We start from the raw sequence: 21917 nt of genomic DNA, 5'->3' as shown, positions 1-21917 counted from the left end.
CTACTTTTTAATTAACCTAGCAATATACTTACCAATGATATCAAATTCCAGGTTCACTTTGTCACCAATTTTTAAATGTTTCATATTGGTAAATTCCCATGTATAAGGAATAATGGCTACAGAAAACTGAGCATCTTCACTTTTTGCCACCGTAAGACTGATTCCATTTACCGTGATTGATCCCTGAGGCACAGTTACAAAATTCCCGTCATAAGCATATTTCATTGTAATGAAATAACTTCCGTCTTTGTTTTCAATCCCCACTACTTCACCGGTTTTATCAACATGTCCCTGAACGATATGTCCATCCAGTCTTCCATCCATCTTCATACAGCGTTCCAGATTCACCACGGTTCCCAATTCCCATTTTCCAAGATTGGTTTTTTCCAATGTTTCGTTGATGGCGGTTACTACATATTGATTGTCTTTTATTTCAACAACTGTAAGGCAGCAGCCGTTATGTGCAAGACTCTGGTCTATTTTTAATTCGTTTGTAAAGGGGCATGTCAAGGTAAAATCTATATTGCTTCCTTTTTCTTCAATCCTCTCAATAACACCAACTGCTTCAATAATTCCTGTGAACATATTATTTTTTGCTAAATTTGTAAATTATAATCTTCAAAGATAATCAAAATGAGCCCAAAAAACCATAAAGTACGAGTAGGAATTTCAATCGGTGATTTCAACGGCATAGGCCCGGAGATCATTATGAAGTCTCTGAAAGACAAAACCATTACAGATTTTTTCACTCCTGTAATTTTTGGTTCGGGAAAATTATTCACTTATCAGAAAAACATTTTTAAGCTGAATCTTAATTTCAACTATATTAATGAAGCTTCACAGGCTCAGGCAGGGAAACTTAACATGCTTAACCTGACGAAGGAAAACGTTAATGTAGAACTGGGAGTTCCTACAGAAGAGTCTACCAAAATGGCTATTGACTCTTTGGAAGCCGCAACTGAAGCTTTGATGAAAGGAGAGATTGATGTTTTGGTAACCGCTCCAATCAACAAAGATGAAATGGTGAAAATGGGCTTTAAACATGCCGGACATACAGGATACTTTGAAGAGAAATTCAGCAAAAAGGGATTGATGTTCCTTGTAACTGAAGATCTTAAAGTAGCTGTATCCACACACCATATTCCAATTGCACAGGTAGCTGAAAATATTTCCAAGGAAAAAATAAAGAAACAGATCAGAGTTCTGAACCAAACACTTATAGAAGACTTCTGTATTCAAAAGCCTAAAATTGCTGTACTGGGATTAAATCCTCATGCCGGAGATGGCGGTGTTATTGGAAATGAAGAAATTGAAATCATCAGCCCGGCAATTAAAGAACTTTCTGACAACGGAACATTGGCATTCGGCCCTTTCCCGGCAGACAGCTTCTTCCAGCCAAGCAAATACAAAAATTTCGATGCGGTTTTAGCAATGTATCACGACCAGGGATTAGCACCTTTCAAAACATTAGCATATGAAGAAGGTGTAAACTATACAGCAGGACTTCCTTTTATCAGAACTTCTCCGGATCACGGCGTTGCTTATGATATTGCAGGAAAAAATATTGCTGATGAGCAGAGTTTTACGGAAGCAATATTCACTGCAATTAAAATTTTCAAGAACAGAAGTGAATACAGTGAACTTATGAACGACCGCATGCAGCCTAGAAAAATGGTTGTAGACAACGGAATAGATGAGGATCTACCGGAGGAAACTGAAGGATAAATCTTTAAAACAAATTTTAAATTAATTTGTTTTAGATTTTATTTGTTATTATAAAAAAAATGCATATTTTTGCACACTCATTTTATGGACAAGTTAAGAAACTATGACGTAAGCTTTTCCGGACTAAAAAACGGAAAACACGAGTTCAAGTTTGAGATAGATAAAACGTTCTTTCAATTATTTGATACTGAGCAGGAATTTACAAATCCTAGAATAGAAGTGAATGTATCGCTTGATAAACACACTACTTTTTTAGAATTTGAGATTAAAATTAATGGATTGGTTGAATTGGTTTGTGATATTACAAACGAAGATTTTGACTATCCAATTGAGAATGAAATCAAGATTTTGGTGAATTTCGGGGAAGAATATGATGACAGCAATGAAGATGTTATTACCATTCCTACTGCAGAGCATGCTTTCAATGTAGCACATTTGATTTATGAAAATGTAATGCTTTCTATCCCTATGAAAAAAGTTTCACCGAATGTAAGTGATGAAGATCTTGAAATTCTAGACCAGTTCAGTCCGAAAGAGATTGAGGAAACAGAAGAGGAAGAACATGAAAGTGATCCTAGATGGGATGCTTTAAGAAAGTTAAGAGACAATAATTAAATAGAATAATTTAAATATGATGAGATGATGAATCTCATCGCTCATCAATTAAAAAAGTTATTAGAAAATGGCACATCCAAAGAGAAGACAGTCGTCCACAAGAAGAGATAAGAGAAGAACTCACTACAAAGCTGTAGTTCCTCAATTAGCTAAAGATGCAACAACAGGAGAGCTTCACCTATACCACAGAGCTCACTGGCATGAAGGAAAACTTTACTACAGAGGTAAAGTAGTATTGGAAAAAGAAGTAGCTGCTACTGAAGAAAACTAAGAGTCGCTTTTCATTGAAAAAGCCTCGTTTTAATACAAAAACCGCCCAATTTTGATAAAATTTGGCGGTTTTTTGTTGTTTTTTACGTTTTTTTGGTATCTTTGACCCAAAATCAAATATCAAATTTATGGACATTAAAGACATACAAAATCTTATTAAGTTTGTATCTAAAGCTGAAGTTTCAGAAGTAAAATACAAGACTAAAGATTTCGAAATCACTATTAAAACTCCATTAGCTGGAAGCGACGCTGTATATGCACAGCCTGCAGTATACCACACTGCACCACAAGCTGTAGCGGCTCCGGCACCTGCTGCAACTCCTGCAGCTCCTGCTTCTGAGAAAGCTGAAGCTGCATCTGATGACAGCAAATATGTAACGATTAAATCTCCAATGATCGGTACTTTCTATAGAAAGCCATCTCCTGATAAAGATGTATTTGTAAATGTAGGTGACGAAGTTTCTGTTGGTAAAGTAGTTTGCGTTATTGAAGCTATGAAGCTATTCAACCAGATTGAATCTGAAATCAGCGGAAAAATAGTTAAAATCTTAGTTGACGATGCTACTCCTGTAGAGTATGACCAACCTTTATTCTTGGTAGATCCATCTTAAGGAATTTTAGATTAAAGATTATAAATTTTAGATGAATCTTTTTCATTTAAAATAATTTAAAATTCAAAATTTATAATTTAAAATTTCGGAGATGTTCAAAAAAATATTAATAGCCAATCGTGGCGAAATTGCAATGCGTATTTTACGTACTTGTAAAGAAATGGGGATCAAAACCGTTGCAGTATACTCTACTGCTGATAAAGACAGTCTTCACGTAAGATTTGCTGATGAAGCGGTATGTATTGGCCCTGCAATGAGTAAAGACTCCTATCTTAAAATCCCTAACATTATTGCTGCTGCGGAAATTACCAATGCTGACGCCATTCACCCAGGTTACGGATTCTTATCTGAAAACGCTAACTTCTCAAGAATCTGTCAAAAGAACGGCATCAAATTTATTGGTGCTTCTCCTGAACAGATTGAAAAAATGGGGGATAAAGCTAATGCTAAGGCTACCATGAAAGCTGCAGGTGTACCATGTGTACCAGGTTCTGACGGATTGATTGAATCTTACGAGCACGCTGTAAAAGTAGCTGAAGAAACAGGATATCCTGTAATGATCAAAGCAACAGCCGGTGGTGGTGGAAAAGGAATGAGAGCCGTTTGGAAAGCTGAAGATCTTAAAGACCATTGGGAATCTGCAATTCAGGAAGCTGTAGCTGCCTTTGGAAACGGAGGTATGTATATGGAAAAACTGATTGAAGAACCTAGACACATCGAAATTCAGGTTGCTGGTGACCAATTCGGTAAAGCCTGCCACCTTTCTGAAAGAGACTGTTCTGTACAGAGAAGAAATCAGAAATTAACGGAAGAAACACCTTCTCCTTTTATGACAGATGAACTTCGGGAGAAAATGGGTGACGCTGCTGTAAAAGCTGCTGAATTTATTGGATACGAAGGTGTAGGAACTATCGAATTCCTTGTAGACAAGCACAGAAATTTCTATTTCATGGAAATGAATACAAGAATCCAGGTAGAGCACCCTATTACTGAACAGGTAATTGATTATGACCTGATCAGAGAACAAATTCTTCTTGCTGCGGGAACTCCTATTTCAGGAATCAATTATTACCCTAAATTACATTCAATCGAGTGTAGAATCAACGCAGAAGATCCTTACGCAGACTTCAGACCATCTCCGGGAAAAATCACAGGATTAAACATCCCTGGCGGACACGGAATCAGAGTAGACACTCACGTATATTCCGGATATACAATTCCTTCTAACTACGACTCTATGATTGCTAAGCTTATCACTACGGCTCAAACCCGTGAAGAAGCTATTGCTAAAATGAAACGTGCTCTTGAGGAATTCTATATTGAAGGAGTAAAAACTACCATTCCTTTCCATAGACAACTGATGGATAATGAAGATTATCTTGCAGGAAACTATACTACAAAATTCATGGAAGATTTTGTAATGGATAGAAAATATGATAATCACTAAGATTATTTAAAAAATATAAAACGAAACTGCCTCTTTTTGAGGCAGTTTTTTTGTTCATCAATTCGGTATATATTAAGACTTACATATCATAAAAACGATTGGGAACATTCCAGATTTAATGGTTAATAAAAAATTAATAAAGGAAACAGAAAATAAAATCCTGCCATAAGAAAGATATAAAACCTAAAACAATATGTCAATAAAGAAAATATTTTCTGATACCCTATTATTCCACCTTAAAATCTACTTTAATTACACCTCCATACGACACTAGATATTTGTTCAGGCATATTATTAATAATGTGTAAATTTGTTGAAAACCAAAATATATGTCAACAGCAGAACAAACAAAAAACTCACAGTATTTTATTGACCTTGAAGACAAACACGGAGCACACAATTACCACCCGCTTCCAGTAGTTCTGGACCGTGGAGAAGGCGTTTTCGTTTGGGATGTAGAAGGCAAAAGGTATTATGATTTTCTTTCAGCATATTCTGCTGTAAACCAGGGGCACTCTCACCCTAAAATTGTAGAAGCATTGGTAGAGCAGGCAAAAAAACTGGCTTTAACATCAAGAGCGTTCTACAACTCCAAATTGGGAGAATACGAACAAAAAATCACGACTCTTTTCGGATTCGATAAAGTTTTACCCATGAACTCGGGAGCTGAAGCTGTGGAAACCGCAGTAAAACTGGCAAGAAAATGGAGTTATGAAGTAAAAGGAATTTCTGAAAACGCAGCAAAAATAATCGTTTGCGAAAATAATTTCCACGGAAGAACAACAACTATCGTTTCTTTCTCTAATGATCCGGATGCTAACCAGAACTACGGACCTTTTACACCAGGATTTATCAAAATTCCTTACAATGATATTGCAGCCTTAGAAGAAGTTCTGAGCAGAGAAGCAGGAAATATTGCAGCATTCCTTGTAGAGCCTATTCAGGGAGAAGCCGGAGTATATGTTCCGGATGAAAACTTCCTTAAAAATGCTTCTGAACTATGTAAAAAACACAACGTTCTTTTCATTGCTGATGAAGTTCAGACGGGTATTGCAAGAACAGGAAGACTGATTGCATGCCACCATGAAGAGGTACAGCCGGATATTTTAATTTTAGGAAAAGCACTTTCCGGAGGAATGTATCCCGTATCAGCTGTTTTAGCGAATGATAACATCATGAATGTAATTAAACCGGGACAACACGGTTCTACATTCGGAGGAAACCCGATTGCCTGTGCAGTAGCAGTGGCAGCATTGGACGTGGTAGCTGAAGAAAAATTATCTGAAAGAGCTGAAGAACTTGGTCAGCTGTTCAGAGCTGAAATTAACAAACTGATCGAAAAGACAGACCTTATTACCAAAGTAAGAGGAAAAGGACTTTTAAATGCTATCCTGATCAACGATACTCCTGAAAGTTCTACCGCATGGAATCTTTGCTTACAGTTAAAAGAAAACGGATTACTGGCAAAGCCTACCCACGGTAATATCATCAGACTGGCACCGCCATTGGTAATTACTGAAGAGCAGTTACTGGATTGCGTAAAGATTCTTGAAAAGACTATTCTTGAGTATAAATAAATGGCTCTTTCTTTAGCAATCATTACTTACAATGAAGAAGAGAATATTGTAAGGCTTTTAAATTCTCTGGCAGATACTGCTGATGAAATTATTATTGTCGACAGCTTTTCTACAGATAAGACAAAAGAGATTTGCACTCAAAAATATCCTCAGATAAAATTCTTTGAGAAAAAATTTAACGGGTATGGTGAACAAAAAAACCATGCCCTTAATTTATGTTCTCATGAATGGGTCCTGTTTCTGGATGCTGACGAAGTTCCTGATGAGGACATGAAAAGATCCATAGTGGAAATCGTTTCTTCAGAAAGCGCAGAATTCAATGTGTATAAGGCAAGATTCAACAATCATCTTGGAATTCACCTGATCAGATTCGGAGGATGGGGAAATGTATGCCGTGAAAGATTGTTCAGAAAAAAATACGCCAGATATTCTGATGATAAAGTTCATGAATTTTTAATTACCGATCAGAAATCCGGTCTTCTGGAAGGAAGACTGAATCATTATACCTACAAAAGTATTCATCATCATGTCTCGAAAATCAATAAATATTCTGATATGATGGCTGAGAAAATGTATGAAAGAGGACAAAAAATCAATAGGTTCAAAATCATTGTAAGCCCTATCTTTGAATTTATCAAGGTATTTATTTTCAAAAGAGGCTTTCTGGACGGGTTTCCCGGGTTTTATATTGCCAAAACGATGTCTTATTACACTTTTTTAAAATATATTAAATTGCGTGAAAAAATAAGACTAGTGGAAATAGAAAAGGAAAAAATACAATAAAATAGCATGATTCTGTATCTTATTCCTGTTGTATTAGCGGTATTTATCGTTATATATTTCCGTCTGTACCTATTTGCTTTCCCGAAGAACAGACTGGTTATTCTCATGTACCATCAGGTGGAAAAAGAAAGCCACGAAGATCTTACGGTAAGTGTAAAAAACCTTGAAGAGCAGTTTTCATATCTGAGCCGCAAAAAATACACATCCCGTTTTTTTTCAGAGCTTACTGCTTCTACAAAAAAAAATATCATCATCACCTTTGATGACGGCTACAGAAATAACCTTGAATATCTGCCATCTTTACTGAAAAAATACAATCTGAAGGCTACCATTTTTATCCCCACAGGATTCATAGAAAAAGGATATAAAAATTATCCCATGATGAGCTTTGATGAAATCAGAAGTCTGGACAGAAATTATTTTGAAATTGCCCTTCATACCCATGCCCATGAAAACCTGAAAGACAGGTCTCTTGATCTTATAGAAAAAGATCTAGAAAAAAACATGAGCATTCTGGACGCCCAAAATATAGCCTATTCAAAGGTTTTAGCATATCCGTATGGCAAATATCCCAATAAAGAAGAGGAAAAATCTGCTTTTTTTTCTATTTTGAGAAAAATAGGAATTGATTTTGCAGTAAGAATTGGAAATAGGGTTAATTACTTCCCGACTCAGCATCCATACGAACTATGCAGGGTGGATATAAAAGGCAAAGATTCGATAATAAAGTTCAAATTAAAACTTATCTTTGGAAGATTAAAACTATTTTAAAAAACAATTTAAAAGGGGTATTTTTACGTACCTCTCTATCAAACAAATCGTTGTGATGAATATAAGTGGTTTAATCATAACATATAATGAAGAAAAAAATATACAGGATGTCCTTGAGTCTTTTGATTTCTGTGATGAAATAGTAGTGATAGACTCATTTAGCACGGATAAAACTGTAGAAATTGCAAAGAAATTCCCTAATGTAAAAGTGATTCAAAATAAATTTGAAGACTTTACAAAACAAAGAAATTTGGCTCTGGATTCTGCAAAAAACGACTGGGTTCTATTTTTGGATGGTGATGAAAGACTTACCCCGGCCCTGAAGCAGGAAATTATAGATGAGCTGAATAAACCCGGGCAAAAAGATGCCTATTACTTTTACAGGAAATTCTTTTTTGCTCAGAAACCGATTCATTTTTCAGGAACACAGTCTGATAAAAATTTCAGGCTTTTCAGAAAATCGAAGGCCAGATATATGGCAGGAAAAAAGGTACACGAAACTCTGGAAGTCAACGGAACTATTGGGATTTTAAAAAATAAATTATTACATTACTCCGTTTCAGATTATGAATCTTATAGAAAAAAAATGATTCATTACGGAGTTTTAAAGGGGAAAGAACTGGCAGCAAAAGGGAAAAAGTACAATGTTTTAATGCAATATCTTAAAACAGCTTTTAAATTCTTTAAAGCCTATATAATGAGACTTGGTGTTTTAGACGGAAAAGAAGGGTATCAGTTATCTTACCTGCAGTCTTTAAGCGTTTTTGAGACCTATGAATCATTAAAAAAAGAGCAAAATTAGTTGAATGAAGATTTGTATCATTAGTTATGATTTTTGGGATTATGATAAGTATATTGTTGAAGCATTATGCAAAAGAGGTATTGATGCCCATCATATAAAGATCAGCACAGTTACTCATTCCAATTTCAATGAAAGAGCTGTAAATGCTTTAAGCAAAACCTTTTTAAACAAAAATCTTAAGACTGAAAAAAGACAGAAATATGTTCTGGATGCCTTGGAAAAATTAGGACATCAGGATCAGATATTAGTGATGAACCCTGATACATTTGATCTTTCAACCCTTGAAAAAATCCGAAAATATACAGACCGCCTGGTTACCTATCTTTATGACAACCTTGAAAGAGTACCTGTAGAAGATAAACTATACCTTTTTGACAAAGTATTTTCCTTTGATTATATTGATGTTAAAAAGCACGGATTTGAAAAATTGACGAATTATATTTACCTGCCTCATTGTTCAAAAGAAATTCAGCAGCCTGAAATGGATCTTTTCTACATCACCTCTTATGATAACAGAAGAGTTTCACTGATAAAATTACTAGCTAAAAAGCTGATTGAGCAGGGCCTGAAATTCCAGATTATGATTATCGGAAAAAAATCATGGAAACATCAGCTGACAAATATTTTCATGACGGTACCTAAAAACCTCTTTCTGATTTTCAGCATCAAAAAGATTCCTCATAACGATCTTCCTAAATATTATAAAAATTCAAAAGTATTGCTTGACCTGATGCGTGAAGGTCAGTACGGACTTAGTTTCAGAGTTTTTGAAGCCATGTCTCTGGAGAAGAAAATCATTACTGATAATGAAGCCATTAAAACCTATGATTTTTACAATCCCAATAATATTTTGATTTTAAACAAAAATATTAGTAATCTTGACAAATCTTTTTTTGAAACACCTTACGAAAAAATTCCTGAGGAAATCTACTACAGATATACTTTGGATAGTTGGGTAAACAAAGTTTTTGAACTTGATACTAAAAACTAGCAAATGGGACTCTTAAAAAAAATAAAAAAACACTTCGAAAGAAAAGAAAAGCTCAAATATCTTCAGTCTAAGGATATAGTCAACATCAATCTGCATGACGATTCCCAAAAAACAATCCTGTTTGCATCAAGAGATTTCCCTGCCCATGATAAAGAATCCGGGGCCAACAGACTGAAAGAACTTATATTAATCTACAAAGAATTAGGATATAACTGCATTTTATTTGCTCCTCATATTTTTGAAGACGATTCTTATGTTAAGTTTTATCAGCAGCACAATGTTATCGTTTATATAGAGAACAATAAGTACAGGAATATCTATGATTTCCTGTCTTCCTTTAAAAAGGTAGATTACGTTTGGTTCAATGGTCCTCTTGCCCTGAATCTGTTTTACAAAAAGATGAAGGCTATTTTACCTTCTGCCCGATTCATTTATGATATGGTGGATATTCATTTTTTAAGATTTAAAAGAGCAATTGAGCTGGAACCAACCCGTATTTCTCTAAAGAAAAATTATAAACACTTCTTCCGTCTGGAAACGGTTGTTGCACCACAGCTGGACTATATTATTGCCATCTCTGATAAAGAGAAAGAAATCATGGCCCAGTATGCGGACAAAAATAAGATCATTACGGTATCAAACATTCATTATCCTAAAATTGATATTTCTGATAGAAAGAACTTTAATGAAAGTAAAGGAATTACCTTCATTGGCTCTATCCACGAACCGAATATTGATGCGGTAAAATTCCTGTATGAAAAAATAATGCCCATTGTCTGGAAAACCTATCCTGAACTGGAAGTAAGCATCATTGGGAATGTTTCTGAAAAACTGGATCTTAAACTATATCCTAAGTTTAAATTTTTAGGGTTTGTAGAAAATATTGAAGAGCATTTCATGAATTCTAAAATTATGGTGGCTCCTTTACGGTTTGGTGCTGGGGTAAAAGGGAAAATAGGGCAAGCCTTTGAATACTTTTTCCCGGTGGTTACCACAGATATCGGAGCAGAAGGAATGAAGCTTACCGATAAAAAAAATGTATTGATTGCCAATGATGAAAACAGTTTTGCAGAAGCAATTATTCAACTGAATACTAATGAAGAACTTTGGAACACATTAAGCCAAAATTCTGTAGACAGCCTGAGAGCATTTTCACCTGAAGAAGTAAAAGAAAAACTTAAAACATTATAATCCATGTCATTAAGTGTAAATTACCATGGTTTTTTTGATGGAAATTTTGGAATTTCCGAAGCCACCAGGCTGAATGCCTTAGCATTGGAAGCAATTGGTATCAAAGTAAACCGGATTAATTATTCCAGCGAAACTTTTGAAAGAATTGATTCGGGTTCCGAAGCATCATCTTCAATTAATGTTTTCCACATTAATATCAATTTTATTAACAATTTTTTCTCTAAGAATCAGGATCTGAATCTTAAGGATCATTATAACATCATCTATTGGGCCTGGGAATTTCCTGAAGTTTCCGATAAGGTTGCTGAAATATTAAATGTCTTTGATGAGCTGTGGGTTCCAAGTGATTTCTGTGTCAATATATTCACAAAATATACAGGAATTCCGGTGATCAGATTTTCTCATCCGATTCAAAAGATGGCAGAATCTAAAGATTTTGAACTGGACCAGTATAATATTTCTTCAGATTCAAAGATCTATCTTACGATTTTTGATTCTTTGAGTACTACTATCAGAAAAAACCCTGAAGCAACACTTGAAGCTTTCACAACGGTTTTCAAAGAGGATAAAAACAGTGTTCTTATTGTAAAAACACATAATCTTGAAAGAAGCAAAGATGCTCAGAAAGCTTTGGAAGCGTACAATAATATTCCGAATGTAATCATCATTAACGAGCATTTCTCAAAAGAAAAACTACATTCTCTGATCCAGCAGTCTGATGTTCTGATTTCTCTCCACGGTTCGGAAGGTTTCGGGCTGACAATGGCAGAAGCTATGGCTTATGGTAAAATTGTAGTCGGAACCGGTTATTCCGGAAACCTGGATTTTATGAATGTAAATAACAGCTTCCTGATCCAATACAATTTTATCAAAACATCCAATACAAAAGGATTGATTGATGAAGGTTTAACACTTGCCAAACCAAGCCTTAAAGATGCTGTTGAAAAGCTTCAGTATATCAAAAACAATTTTGAAAACCTAACCGCAATCAAAGAAAATGCGAAATCACAAATTGCAGAAAATTTTTCTATTCAATCTATTGGGGAACTGTTCAAAATAAGACTGGGTTTCATTGATGGTTTTGATAAAAATGAAAGCAGCGGAGGTAGTGATGTAAATAATGTTTTCTATTTGAGCGAAATTGAAAGATTAAACACCAGAGTCAATTATCTTGAACGTACTATTTATAATAAAATAAGAAAAAAAGTAAACGCGTTTTTAAAAAAAGGCAGAAAATAATTTTAATTGATTAATTTTCCGGGCTGTTATCCAATGGATAGGTCTATAGATTAATAATGAAATAATAATCGTGTTTCATATGAAAGACAAAATTGCAATAGTAGTTCAAAGATATGGGTTGGAGATCAACGGAGGTGCAGAACTTCACGCAAGATTGTTAGCTGAAAAATTGTCTGGCATCTATGATATTGAAATTATTACAACCTGTGCTATAGAATTCGAACACTGGGATAATCATTATCCGGAAGGAATTGAAATCATCAATGATATTAAAGTAAGAAGATTTAAAACTTTAAAAAAAGACTTAAAAAAATTCAGCGGGCTAAGTAAAACAGTTCGTAACTTATATAAGTATTACAGCAGAAAGCTAAGCGTTCTAAACTTCCCTTATTTGCTTTATAAGAGATTTAAATACAACAAAAAAGATTTTAATTTCAATGAATGGTTGGAAGTACAGGGGCCATTTTCCAATGATTTAATTCAGTTTATAAAAGATAAAAAAGAAGATTATAAGGCTTTTATTTTCTTCACTTACTTATACCATCCTACCAATATAGGAATCAGAGAAGTGGCTGACAAAAGTATTCTCATTCCAACGGCACATGACGAGCCTCAGTTTTATCTTGATGGATATTCCCAATTATTTTCTCTTCCGAAATTCATCATGTACAATACACAGATTGAAAAAGATTTTGTAGAGAAAGTTTATCCTCAGGCAAAAAAGCTAAAGTCAGAAATTGCAGGGATTGGTTTCGATGATTATGACGTTACATCAGGCATATTACCACAGGATCTTTATCAAAGCAAATATTTCATTTATATAGGTAGAATTGTTGAAGACAAAGGCTGTGTCATGATGATTGAATATTTTAAAGATTTCAAAGAAAAATATCCTGAATACCGGGACGTAAAATTAGTTTTGGTAGGTAAAAATTCTCTTGATGAAAAAATAACTCAGGGAGATGATATTATCCTGACAGGATTTGTAGATCATGAGCTTAAAAATGCTCTGCTGGCAAATGCAAGCGCACTTATAATGCCCTCATTCTATGAAAGTCTTTCATTAATTACATTAGAAGCCATGCTACTGAAAATCCCTGTCATTGTCAATAAAAACTGTGACGTTCTGTATTCGCATATTGAAAAAAGTGAAACCGGGAAAAGTTTTATCAACAGTATTGAATTTTCCAAGGCTCTGACTTTTTACTTGCAGCAAACGCAGGAAGATCTGATGTCCGAAGGTAATAAAGCAAAAAATTATGTCTTAAAAAACTATTCATGGGACACTATTATCAACAAATTTAATTCAGCCATTAAATCTTTATCATGACAAAAAGAATTCTGTTTTTTTTTCCTGAAAATCCATTTTCAAACAGGGCAGGAAATACTACAAGAGCAAAAACTACCCTTACTGTATTAAAAAAAATGGGATACCATATTGATCTGGTAGGGTCTGCTGAAATTTACAAGAGCCAAAACGACACTACAGACATTGATAAAAGTATTGTTGACCAGCTGTTTTTAATAAACCATAGACCTCCGAAGGTAAAAACATCTTCAGATTACTGGAAGCATAAAATATCAAAATTCTATAAAAAACCTAATGAGTATAACCACTTATTAACAGATTTTGCAAAGAAGGAGTTTATCAACATCTTAAATAAGGAAAAGTATGATGCCATCATTATCAATTATGAATTCTGGGCAGGATTAATTGATAATGAGTCTATGAAAAATACTTTAAAAATTGTAGACACCCACGACTGGATCACGCTTAATGAATTTTATAAAAACAAATCATTAGATATTGGAAAACGCTTCAATGAAGAGATAAATAATCTTTCAAAATTTGATAAGGTGATCACCATATCCGAAGATGAGCATCTTGTTTTTAAAAGATTTTTGGGTGAAAAGGTAATCAACATACCACCTTCCTTTACATCTCACTTTGAAAAAAATAATACAGGTAAAAAGTATGATTTAATTTTTGTGGGGTCTGAAAACATTTTCAATATTCAATCAATGAAATGGTTTTTTGATCATGTATATCCCTTACTTCCCCAAAACATTCATATTATAATTATTGGAAGGATATGCAAGCACTTCCAGGAAAGAGAAGGAGTAAAGTTGGTGGAATATGCAGAAAATTTAGAAGAATATTACCACCAGTCAAAAATTGCGATTTGCCCGATGCTGGAGGGTACCGGTATTAAAATCAAAGTAATAGAAGCATTATCTTACGGACTTCCTGTTGTAGGAACAGAAAGAGCGATTGATGGCTTTCCGGCAAAAACATCAAATGGCTGCTTAGTAACTGACAATCCAGATCTTTTCAAAGATCAAATCATGTCATTATTACAAGATGAATCTTCTTATCAGGATATGAAAATACAGGTTGAAAACTATTTTAAGAACAATTTTTCTGAAGAAAAAGCGATAGAAAAATGGAAAAACATTTTACATTAATGGATGACTTGGCCATTATCATACTTAATTATAATTCTTTTGATGACACCAATCGGGAGGTTAATTCATTGTTAAGCGAAGGTATCCCGCAGAAATCTATTTATGTAGTAGATAATAATTCAAAAGACAGAAAAGAAATTGAGAAGCTGGGATCTCAAAAGCAAATCAACTATATTTTGAGTGATTATAACGGTGGCTATGCTTTCGGTAATAATTTAGCTATTAAAAAAGCTATCGAAGACGGTAAGAATTTTTTTTTATTATTAAATCCGGACATTGAAATATCACGCAGTACAATCAGCCAGTTATATAAAGATTTAAAAGAACTTCCGGATATTGGAATAATCGGTCCCCGCATTTGCTACAGAAACATTCGTGACAGAATATTTTCAGATGGTGGACTGCTGTTTCCCGAGGAGGGTTTTCAGGGTGGACATACCAATTCTGAAAAGGATAAGAATCATGTAAATGCTCCTCATTATAATTACAACATAAAATATGTAGATGGAAGTGCATTAATGTTCAGAAAGGAAATATTAGATGATGTGGGTTTAATGAACACCAGCTTTTTCATGTATTATGAAGAGTCTGAATGGTGTCTTCGCCTTCTTAAAAACACCAAATGGAAAATTGCTGTAAATACCCAATGTGAAGCTTTTAATCTTGCCAGCGACAAGGGCAGTTTTTACGAATATTATATCACCAGAAACCGAATCTGGATGTGCAGACTGTATGAGGGAAATTTACAATATGTAACCAAGGAACGATGGAAGTTCGCAAGGAAAGCACTTAAAAAAGGAAAATTTTCTATGGCGAAAGCTTACATAAAAGGTATATTAGACGGTCTTTATTCCAATTTAGAGAAAATAAAAAATGAGTAAAAAAAATATTATTAAAATAGGATATCTTTTATCTTATGATTACTGTTACATCTTTACATCTCTCAAGCATATTTATGAGCACGCAGACTGTATCGTGATAAGCTATGATGCCAATCATAAAACATGGGCAGGAAATGGTATTCATATTCCTGAAAGTGTTTTCAGTGATATCAAAAAATTAGATACTCAGAATAAAATCATCTTTTACAAAGACACTTTTTTCATTGAGGGGATGCAGCCGATGGAGCTGGAGACCAGACAAAGAAATATGATGGCTGAAAAGATGGGATCCGGCGGATGGCATATCCAGATCGATGGTGATGAATATGCTTATGACTTCAAAGTATTAGCTCAGTTTTTGAGAAGAAATACATTCCTGCTGAAGAATCCTGCTAAAAATCCTTTTAATTTTCAGGTAAACTTTGTTACATTATTCAAGCATAATGCTGAAGGATTCTTCGTTATCACACCATTTGATGAGAAGTGTATGCTTATTACAAACTATCCTCAATATGAATATGCAAGAAATACCAATAAAGGCAGAATTCTTCCTTTAGATTTTTATTTAATTCACCAGTCATGGGCACGTGAAGAAAGAGAAATTTCAGAAAAAATCAATAACTGGGGGCATAAAAACGATTTTGATACTTCAGGGTTTTTGAATTCCTGGAAAACGGTGAACGCTGACAATTACAAGACATTTTTAGACTTCCATCCTTTATATAAAGGCATCTGGAAAGAACTTTCCTTTTTCCCGGCAAAAAACATTGATGAATTTATTCTTTCCTTTTCAAAGAAATATCCTCAGCAAAAACTTAACCTGGACTTATCTTTCACAAAAAAAATAAAGATGAGAATTAAAAGTCTTTTTTAATTCCTTCAGACAAAATAGTAAAGGCTAATGTGATTACAACATTAGCCTTTTTTTAATTTATTTGATAAAAACATTTTCAAATTTCTCCATGACTGCCCGTGGATTGAAAAGTTCTGAGTAACAATCCCAGTTTTTATTAAGATCCGGCTTAAAGTTATTCAGAATTTGAAGGATGTCTTTTTTATCACTGTATAAAATCGCTTTATCTCCCAAAATCTCAAGATGTGACTTTTCATCAGATCCGGACCAGGTTATAATAGGTTTATTTTTGATGGAAAACTCACCTACAGCCATCCCAAAACTCTCCCCTTGTCTGCGGGCATGCAGAAATGCATCAGAAGTATTAATAAATTTCACTTTCCTTTCGACATCCGTTGTAGGAGGAAGAAAAATAATATTCTTGTAAGACCTGAAAAAATTTCTTTTTACAAATGCATCCGTTCCCATAAAAACAAAGTATATATTTTTATTTTTCAGGGCGGTTCTCTTTACGGCATCCATCACGAAATCTATATCAAAAGTTTCAGTTCCTCCATATCTTGCAAATACCACAGCGTCTTTCGGAATATTCAACTCCGCACGAAGATCACCACTCACTTCAGGAAGATCCACAATATGAGGAACAAAAGGAAGTTTTCCGTCGCTCATTGTTTTTGACAGCCACTCAGAGACATATGCGTAGACATCACCATAGGGTTCGTTATATTTAAAAACTGCATGAATAACCGTTTTTATAAGATCCTGTGGAGTATCTGTTTCTCTTTCTCCGGATTTTATGGCGTAGAAAAGATCTGCATTTGATTTCTTAATAATATCATCCCTTTCCTTTATATCGCTATATCCAACAACATTAAACCTCTTTTTAAAACGTCCGATAGCTTCTTCAGCATTGTTTGGACTATTTTTAGGGTAAAGGATCATAGACTCGTTTCCAAGCATTTCCTCATTATAATAAGCATAATCAAAAAGGGCATTGGAAGTCCCTCTATAACATAATTGATTTTCGTGGAAAATAATTTTCATTTGTTAGTAAGTAAGTTAAATTATTTAGCTTCTATCCTACTCAAGAAATACGATAATCTTATTTCTATAGTTTCTGAAACCGATTTTATCTGATAAAGACAAAATTCGTTTCATTGATAAACTAAACTTATAAGTTACAAAAATACATTTTTAATGAAAGACTACTGGAAATATTCTTTCAGCATCCCTTTTATCAACAGAAATATTTTACAAATATTCGTTTTGTATAAAAAAACCGCCTCAAAACTGAGACGGTTTCTTTGTTGTAAAAAAACAATATGTATTAGTAATATGCATAGAAAGGAATACCCTCTGCTACATAATTATTAGGTGTTCCCGGATAAGTGCTGTAGTAATGATCTCTGTCGTTACCGCTGTAGAACTGATAAATAGGTCTTTTTGTACTGTCCATGGTTGCGTAGAATGCAATTCCTTCATAGGTATAGTTCCATGGTGTTCCCTGATAAGTAGAATAGTAATGATCTCTGTCGTTACCGCTGTAGAACTGATAAACAGGTACTGTATTGGGCGCTTTATAGCTGTATGCCTTGAACTGCTCTCCTTCTGCCTGATAGTTATTAGGAGTTCCAGCCCATGTAGAAAGCAGGTGATCTCTATCGGAACCGCTATAGAATCCATAAATAGGAACCGGAATATAATCCAGCATTACTTTATTATCGATAAGGTATTGGATTACGTATGATTTAAGCTCTGCTTTTTTAACAGGATCTTTTACCAGATCAAAAATGAATACTAACCCATTATTTCCAAAATCTACTAATACAGAATTATTGGGTGTAGAACTGTTTTGCCAGTTTGCTATATTGATCTTCGGAGTGTTCTGGTCAAGATTCAGTTCTCCAATCAGACCTTTAGAAGGATCTCCTCCTCTTGTTCTGTATGATAATTTTTTAGAATAATTCATGGTTGATTCCGATGTATTGACATCATTCTGTACATCAACATCAAAAATTTTAGACATTCCCAATTTTATTCCAATTCTTGCAGCGCGGTCACGACTTTCGTTTCTTGTTTCAGACTGGAAGATGATATCCATTTTTGCCCCTGTATAAATATCAACCATTACATGTGTACCATAATCCTGCACAATTTGTTGTGATGATTTTGTCTGTAAATCCTGAGCAAATTCAGGAGTGATATAATCTGCTAACATATCTGTTGTAGCATTAAATCTTAATCTTTTCTGTTTGATCAAAAGATTGTAACTGCCATAGATGTACTTTGCATCAAATTTATGATTGGTAGTTACCGCTGAATTAAATCCTACTGAAAGCGTTTTTTTGAATAAAGGAATTCCTGCCGTGACATCTACTTTTGTAGATACCATTTTGGAATATGTTTCTGCATTCTCACCATATTCTTCAACATACTCCTGGGTGTTGGTATTTTCTGAAACCAGTCTTGCCGCCTGTTCAGTTTTGAAACGATCGATATCCACTACTTTAAATCCTGCAGAATTGGCATTAGCATATTCGCCTGCAGCATTAAAGCCATGCCCTAAGACATCATAAATTCCGTCTCCTGCAAATTTAGCAGCTGATAATCGATTGGTTTTAGCAGGATTTTCAGGAGTTACGTCAGTATTCAGATCTTCTGAAGAACATGAACTCATGAAAAGCATCAGTAAACTACTGAAGCAAAATAAAATTTGTTTTTTCATAGTATTAATTAAAAGTTTCCGGCAAAGATAATATTCAACAACCAGTGAAAAGGGAATTAAATAATGATATATATCATTATTTAGTGAATTTAATAATTGTTTAATCAACCATTAATAAAGAATAAAACAATCACTAATTAGTGATTTAATAATGAAATCAAATTATAAAAATCAATTTTATTTCATTCATAAAAAAGCACAAAAACCAAATCAATATTTTCTCTTTATGAGTTTAAATTTAACAACACACTCATTCATCAATTATTATCCATGAATTAAAATCATAATCCGAAATATAAGATTAAGAGCTTTAAAACAGTGTTTCTCGAAAATCTTCAGAACTAAATACAAAAGTTGGAACCAAAAAACGAATACCGGGTCAGAAATCACCTCTTAAACGCATAATTTTAAGTAAATTTGCAAAAATTTAAATTGAAATGGAGAAAGTAAGAGTACGTTTTGCTCCAAGTCCTACAGGACCATTACATTTGGGAGGCGTAAGAACCGCATTATATGATTACCTTTTTGCTAAAAACCAAGGGGGAGAGTTTGTGTTGAGAATAGAAGATACAGATACTGCCAGATATGTAGAGGGTGCTGAAGAATATATTGAAGAAGCTTTGGAATGGTGCGGAATCATCCCGGATGAGAGTCCTAAGAAAGGAGGAAAATTCGCTCCTTACAGACAGTCTGAAAGAAGAGATATCTACGACAGATATACAGAACAGATACTAAAGACTGATTACGCTTATATCGCTTTTGATACTGCAGAAGAACTGGATGCTATTCGTGCAGAATACGAAGCGAAAGGTGATGTTTTCTCATATGACAATAAAACAAGAAACCGCTTAAGAAACAGTCTTGCTCTTTCTGAAGAAGAAGTTAAAAAATTACTGGACGAAAAGACTCCATATGTAGTAAGATTCAAAATGCCTGTTGACAGAGTATTAAATCTTGAGGATATCATTCGTGGAAAGTTCTCTGTAAACACCAATACTTTAGATGATAAAGTTCTGGTAAAGAATGATGGAATGCCAACTTACCATTTCGCCAACATTATTGATGACCACGAGATGGAGATCTCTCACGTCATCCGTGGAGAAGAATGGCTGCCATCTTTAGGGCTCCACACCTTATTATACGAAGCAATGCAGTGGGAAGCACCACAATTTGCACACCTTTCTTTAATTTTAAAGCCTGAAGGAAAAGGAAAACTAAGTAAAAGAGACGGAGATAAATTCGGGTTTCCGGTATTCCCGCTTGATTTCAAAGATCCGGCAACAGGTGCAGTTTCCAAAGGATACAGAGAAAACGGTTATCTTCCTGATGCTTTCATCAATATGGTAGCACTACTAGGCTGGTCTCCGGCAGATGATAAAGAAATTCTTCCATTAGAGGAAATGATTAAGGAATTTGACCTTCACAAAGTACACAAAGCAGGGGCAAGATTCAGCAAAGAAAAATCAGAGTGGTTCAACCATCAGTATATTCAGATGAAATCTGACGAAGAACTTCTTCAAATCTTGAAAAAAACAGATATTGATTTCGCAGGTGCTTCTGATGAAAAACTGTTGAAAGTAATTCATCTGATGAAAGAAAGAGCAACTTTCCCTAAAGACATTTATGAAAACGGAAAATTCTTCTTTGAAGCTCCGGCTTCATATGATGAAAAAGCCTCTAAAAAAGCATGGAATGATGAAACGTCAACAATTTTAGCAGAATTGGCGTCAGCTTTTGGATCTACAGACTTTACTGCTGAAGCCTTGAAGCATACAATGCATGATTTTGCGGAAAGCAAAGGGCTGGGTATGGGTAAAGTAATGATGCCGCTACGTTTGGCTTTAGTAGGAGAATTGAAAGGGCCGGACGTTCCCGACATTCTGGAAACCCTTGGTAAAGAGGAAAGTACCTCCAGAATAAACAATGCTATAAATAATTTTAAATAGAATAACCATAATTTTTCATACATTTGAAAGATTTAATTTACTTCAAGAAATGGAATATTTAAGTTTCGAACTTCCTATCAAAGAATTGATGGATCAATACCAGACGTGTTCTTTAGTAGGAGAAGAAAGTGGTGTTGATGTAAAATTAGCATGCAGCCAGATTGAGGATAAGATTTTAGAAAAGAAAAAAGAAATCTATGGAAATCTTACACCTTGGCAAAGAGTACAACTGTCCCGCCACCCGGATCGTCCTTACACATTGGATTATATCAACGGAATGGCAGACAAAGGCAGTTTCTTAGAACTTCATGGAGACAGAAATTTCGCTGATGACCCGGCAATGATTGGAGGATTGATTACCCTTGATGGTCAGAAAGTAATGATCATAGGGACTCAAAAAGGAAGAACAACTAAAGAAAGACAGTACAGAAGATTTGGAATGCCAAATCCTGAGGGATACAGAAAAGCTTTAAGACTAATGAAGCTTGCTGAAAAATTCAATATTCCTGTGGTAACTTTAGTAGATACACCGGGAGCATATCCAGGATTGGAAGCTGAAGAAAGAGGACAAGGAGAAGCTATTGCAAGAAATATTTTTGAAATGGTTCAGCTGAAAACGCCTATCTTCACTTACATCATTGGAGAAGGTGCCAGTGGAGGCGCATTGGGAATAGGTGTTGGAAATAAAGTATATATGTTGGAAAATACATGGTATACTGTAATTGCACCGGAAAGCTGTTCTTCTATCTTATGGAGAAACTGGGATCACAAGGAAGATGCAGCCAATGCATTAAACCTTACTCCGGCAGATGCCTTAAGAGAAAAGTTCATCGACGGAATCATTGAAGAACCACTTGGTGGAGCTCAATATGACCAGGAGACTACCTTTTTAAATCTGAAAAGTTCAATTTTACAAAACATCAAAGCTTTCTCCAAATTTACAGGACAGGAGCTTGAAACCCAGAGACAGGATAAATTCATTGCGATGGGTCAGTTTAAAGGATAAAAATAAAAAGGTTAAGAA

Annotated in this window: 21 protein-coding genes; 18 read left to right on the top strand and 3 right to left on the bottom strand. The window is 34.6% G+C overall.

Features of this window, described 5'->3' with window-relative positions:
• Positions 1 to 585 carry a riboflavin synthase gene (locus SFA27_RS02260; RefSeq protein ID WP_407296016.1) on the bottom strand — a complete coding sequence of 195 codons (585 nt, stop codon included), beginning with the start codon at positions 583 to 585 and terminating at the stop codon, positions 1 to 3.
• Positions 586 to 633: 48 nt separating this feature from the next.
• Between SFA27_RS02260 and pdxA the strand changes: the two genes are divergently transcribed.
• The 16 genes from pdxA (at position 634) to SFA27_RS02180 (ending at position 16243) form a co-directional block, all read left to right on the top strand.
• Positions 634 to 1725, top strand: a complete 1092-nt coding sequence (gene pdxA, locus SFA27_RS02255; protein WP_255812840.1) for a 4-hydroxythreonine-4-phosphate dehydrogenase PdxA — start codon at positions 634 to 636, stop codon at positions 1723 to 1725.
• 84 nt (positions 1726 to 1809) lie between these two features.
• Positions 1810 to 2340, top strand: coding sequence for a DUF177 domain-containing protein (locus SFA27_RS02250; RefSeq protein WP_047373555.1), 531 nt, complete (start codon positions 1810 to 1812; stop codon positions 2338 to 2340).
• 67 nt (positions 2341 to 2407) lie between these two features.
• Positions 2408 to 2611, top strand: coding sequence for a 50S ribosomal protein L32 (rpmF, locus tag SFA27_RS02245; RefSeq protein ID WP_002976251.1), 204 nt, complete (start codon positions 2408 to 2410; stop codon positions 2609 to 2611).
• 127 nt (positions 2612 to 2738) lie between these two features.
• Positions 2739 to 3221 (top strand): acetyl-CoA carboxylase biotin carboxyl carrier protein, encoded by a 483-nt coding sequence (gene accB / locus SFA27_RS02240; protein ID WP_047373556.1) that lies wholly within the window; start codon positions 2739 to 2741, stop codon positions 3219 to 3221.
• A 91-nt stretch (positions 3222 to 3312) separates the two neighbouring features.
• Positions 3313 to 4668, top strand: coding sequence for an acetyl-CoA carboxylase biotin carboxylase subunit (gene accC / locus SFA27_RS02235; protein ID WP_047373557.1), 1356 nt, complete (start codon positions 3313 to 3315; stop codon positions 4666 to 4668).
• Between the two features lie 329 nt (positions 4669 to 4997).
• Positions 4998 to 6245, top strand: coding sequence for an ornithine--oxo-acid transaminase (rocD, locus tag SFA27_RS02230; RefSeq protein ID WP_407296011.1), 1248 nt, complete (start codon positions 4998 to 5000; stop codon positions 6243 to 6245).
• Complete coding sequence (locus SFA27_RS02225; protein WP_264519484.1) at positions 6246 to 7028, top strand: glycosyltransferase family 2 protein; 783 nt, start codon at positions 6246 to 6248, stop codon at positions 7026 to 7028.
• A gap of 6 nt (positions 7029 to 7034) precedes the next feature.
• Positions 7035 to 7799 (top strand): polysaccharide deacetylase family protein, encoded by a 765-nt coding sequence (locus SFA27_RS02220; protein ID WP_407296008.1) that lies wholly within the window; start codon positions 7035 to 7037, stop codon positions 7797 to 7799.
• Positions 7800 to 7854: 55 nt separating this feature from the next.
• Positions 7855 to 8601, top strand: coding sequence for a glycosyltransferase family 2 protein (locus tag SFA27_RS02215; RefSeq protein ID WP_407298155.1), 747 nt, complete (start codon positions 7855 to 7857; stop codon positions 8599 to 8601).
• Between the two features lie 4 nt (positions 8602 to 8605).
• Positions 8606 to 9592 carry a hypothetical protein gene (locus SFA27_RS02210; RefSeq protein WP_264519482.1) on the top strand — a complete coding sequence of 329 codons (987 nt, stop codon included), beginning with the start codon at positions 8606 to 8608 and terminating at the stop codon, positions 9590 to 9592.
• 3 nt (positions 9593 to 9595) lie between these two features.
• The gene (locus SFA27_RS02205) at positions 9596 to 10783 is read left to right on the top strand and encodes a glycosyltransferase family 4 protein (protein WP_407296005.1); all 1188 of its coding nucleotides are present in this window, start codon (positions 9596 to 9598) and stop codon (positions 10781 to 10783) included.
• Between the two features lie 3 nt (positions 10784 to 10786).
• Positions 10787 to 12022 (top strand): glycosyltransferase, encoded by a 1236-nt coding sequence (locus SFA27_RS02200; protein WP_407296002.1) that lies wholly within the window; start codon positions 10787 to 10789, stop codon positions 12020 to 12022.
• A 79-nt stretch (positions 12023 to 12101) separates the two neighbouring features.
• On the top strand, positions 12102 to 13352 hold the full coding sequence (locus tag SFA27_RS02195; RefSeq protein WP_407296000.1) for a glycosyltransferase family 4 protein: 1251 nt from the start codon (positions 12102 to 12104) through the stop codon (positions 13350 to 13352).
• Positions 13349 to 14488, top strand: coding sequence for a glycosyltransferase (locus SFA27_RS02190; RefSeq protein WP_407295998.1), 1140 nt, complete (start codon positions 13349 to 13351; stop codon positions 14486 to 14488). Before SFA27_RS02195 ends, SFA27_RS02190 begins: the two co-directional genes overlap by 4 nt.
• The gene (locus tag SFA27_RS02185; protein WP_407295996.1) at positions 14467 to 15369 is read left to right on the top strand and encodes a glycosyltransferase family 2 protein; all 903 of its coding nucleotides are present in this window, start codon (positions 14467 to 14469) and stop codon (positions 15367 to 15369) included. Before SFA27_RS02190 ends, SFA27_RS02185 begins: the two co-directional genes overlap by 22 nt.
• On the top strand, positions 15362 to 16243 hold the full coding sequence (locus tag SFA27_RS02180; RefSeq protein ID WP_407295993.1) for a hypothetical protein: 882 nt from the start codon (positions 15362 to 15364) through the stop codon (positions 16241 to 16243). Before SFA27_RS02185 ends, SFA27_RS02180 begins: the two co-directional genes overlap by 8 nt.
• A 57-nt stretch (positions 16244 to 16300) precedes the next feature.
• On the opposite strand, the gene SFA27_RS02175 is transcribed toward SFA27_RS02180, so the two are convergent.
• Together SFA27_RS02175 and SFA27_RS02170 are read right to left on the bottom strand one after the other, a co-directional pair.
• A complete protein-coding gene (locus SFA27_RS02175) occupies positions 16301 to 17266 on the bottom strand; it encodes a hypothetical protein (RefSeq protein ID WP_407295992.1) in 966 nt (321 codons plus the stop codon).
• Positions 17267 to 17549: 283 nt separating this feature from the next.
• On the bottom strand, positions 17550 to 18947 hold the full coding sequence (locus tag SFA27_RS02170) for an MAC/perforin domain-containing protein (RefSeq protein WP_407295990.1): 1398 nt from the start codon (positions 18945 to 18947) through the stop codon (positions 17550 to 17552).
• 437 nt (positions 18948 to 19384) lie between these two features.
• Between SFA27_RS02170 and gltX the strand changes: the two genes are divergently transcribed.
• Together gltX and SFA27_RS02160 are read left to right on the top strand one after the other, a co-directional pair.
• Positions 19385 to 20893 carry a glutamate--tRNA ligase gene (gene gltX / locus SFA27_RS02165; RefSeq protein WP_407295988.1) on the top strand — a complete coding sequence of 503 codons (1509 nt, stop codon included), beginning with the start codon at positions 19385 to 19387 and terminating at the stop codon, positions 20891 to 20893.
• A 49-nt stretch (positions 20894 to 20942) separates the two neighbouring features.
• Entirely contained in the window at positions 20943 to 21899 is a 957-nt protein-coding gene (locus SFA27_RS02160; protein ID WP_047373570.1) for an acetyl-CoA carboxylase carboxyltransferase subunit alpha, read from the top strand.
• Positions 21900 to 21917 lie beyond the last annotated feature (18 nt).

Source organism: Chryseobacterium sp. HR92, from assembly GCF_045689405.1.
GTDB classification, from domain to species: Bacteria; Bacteroidota; Bacteroidia; order Flavobacteriales; family Weeksellaceae; genus Chryseobacterium; species Chryseobacterium viscerum_A.
This window is presented reverse-complemented; position numbering and strand designations above follow the sequence as displayed.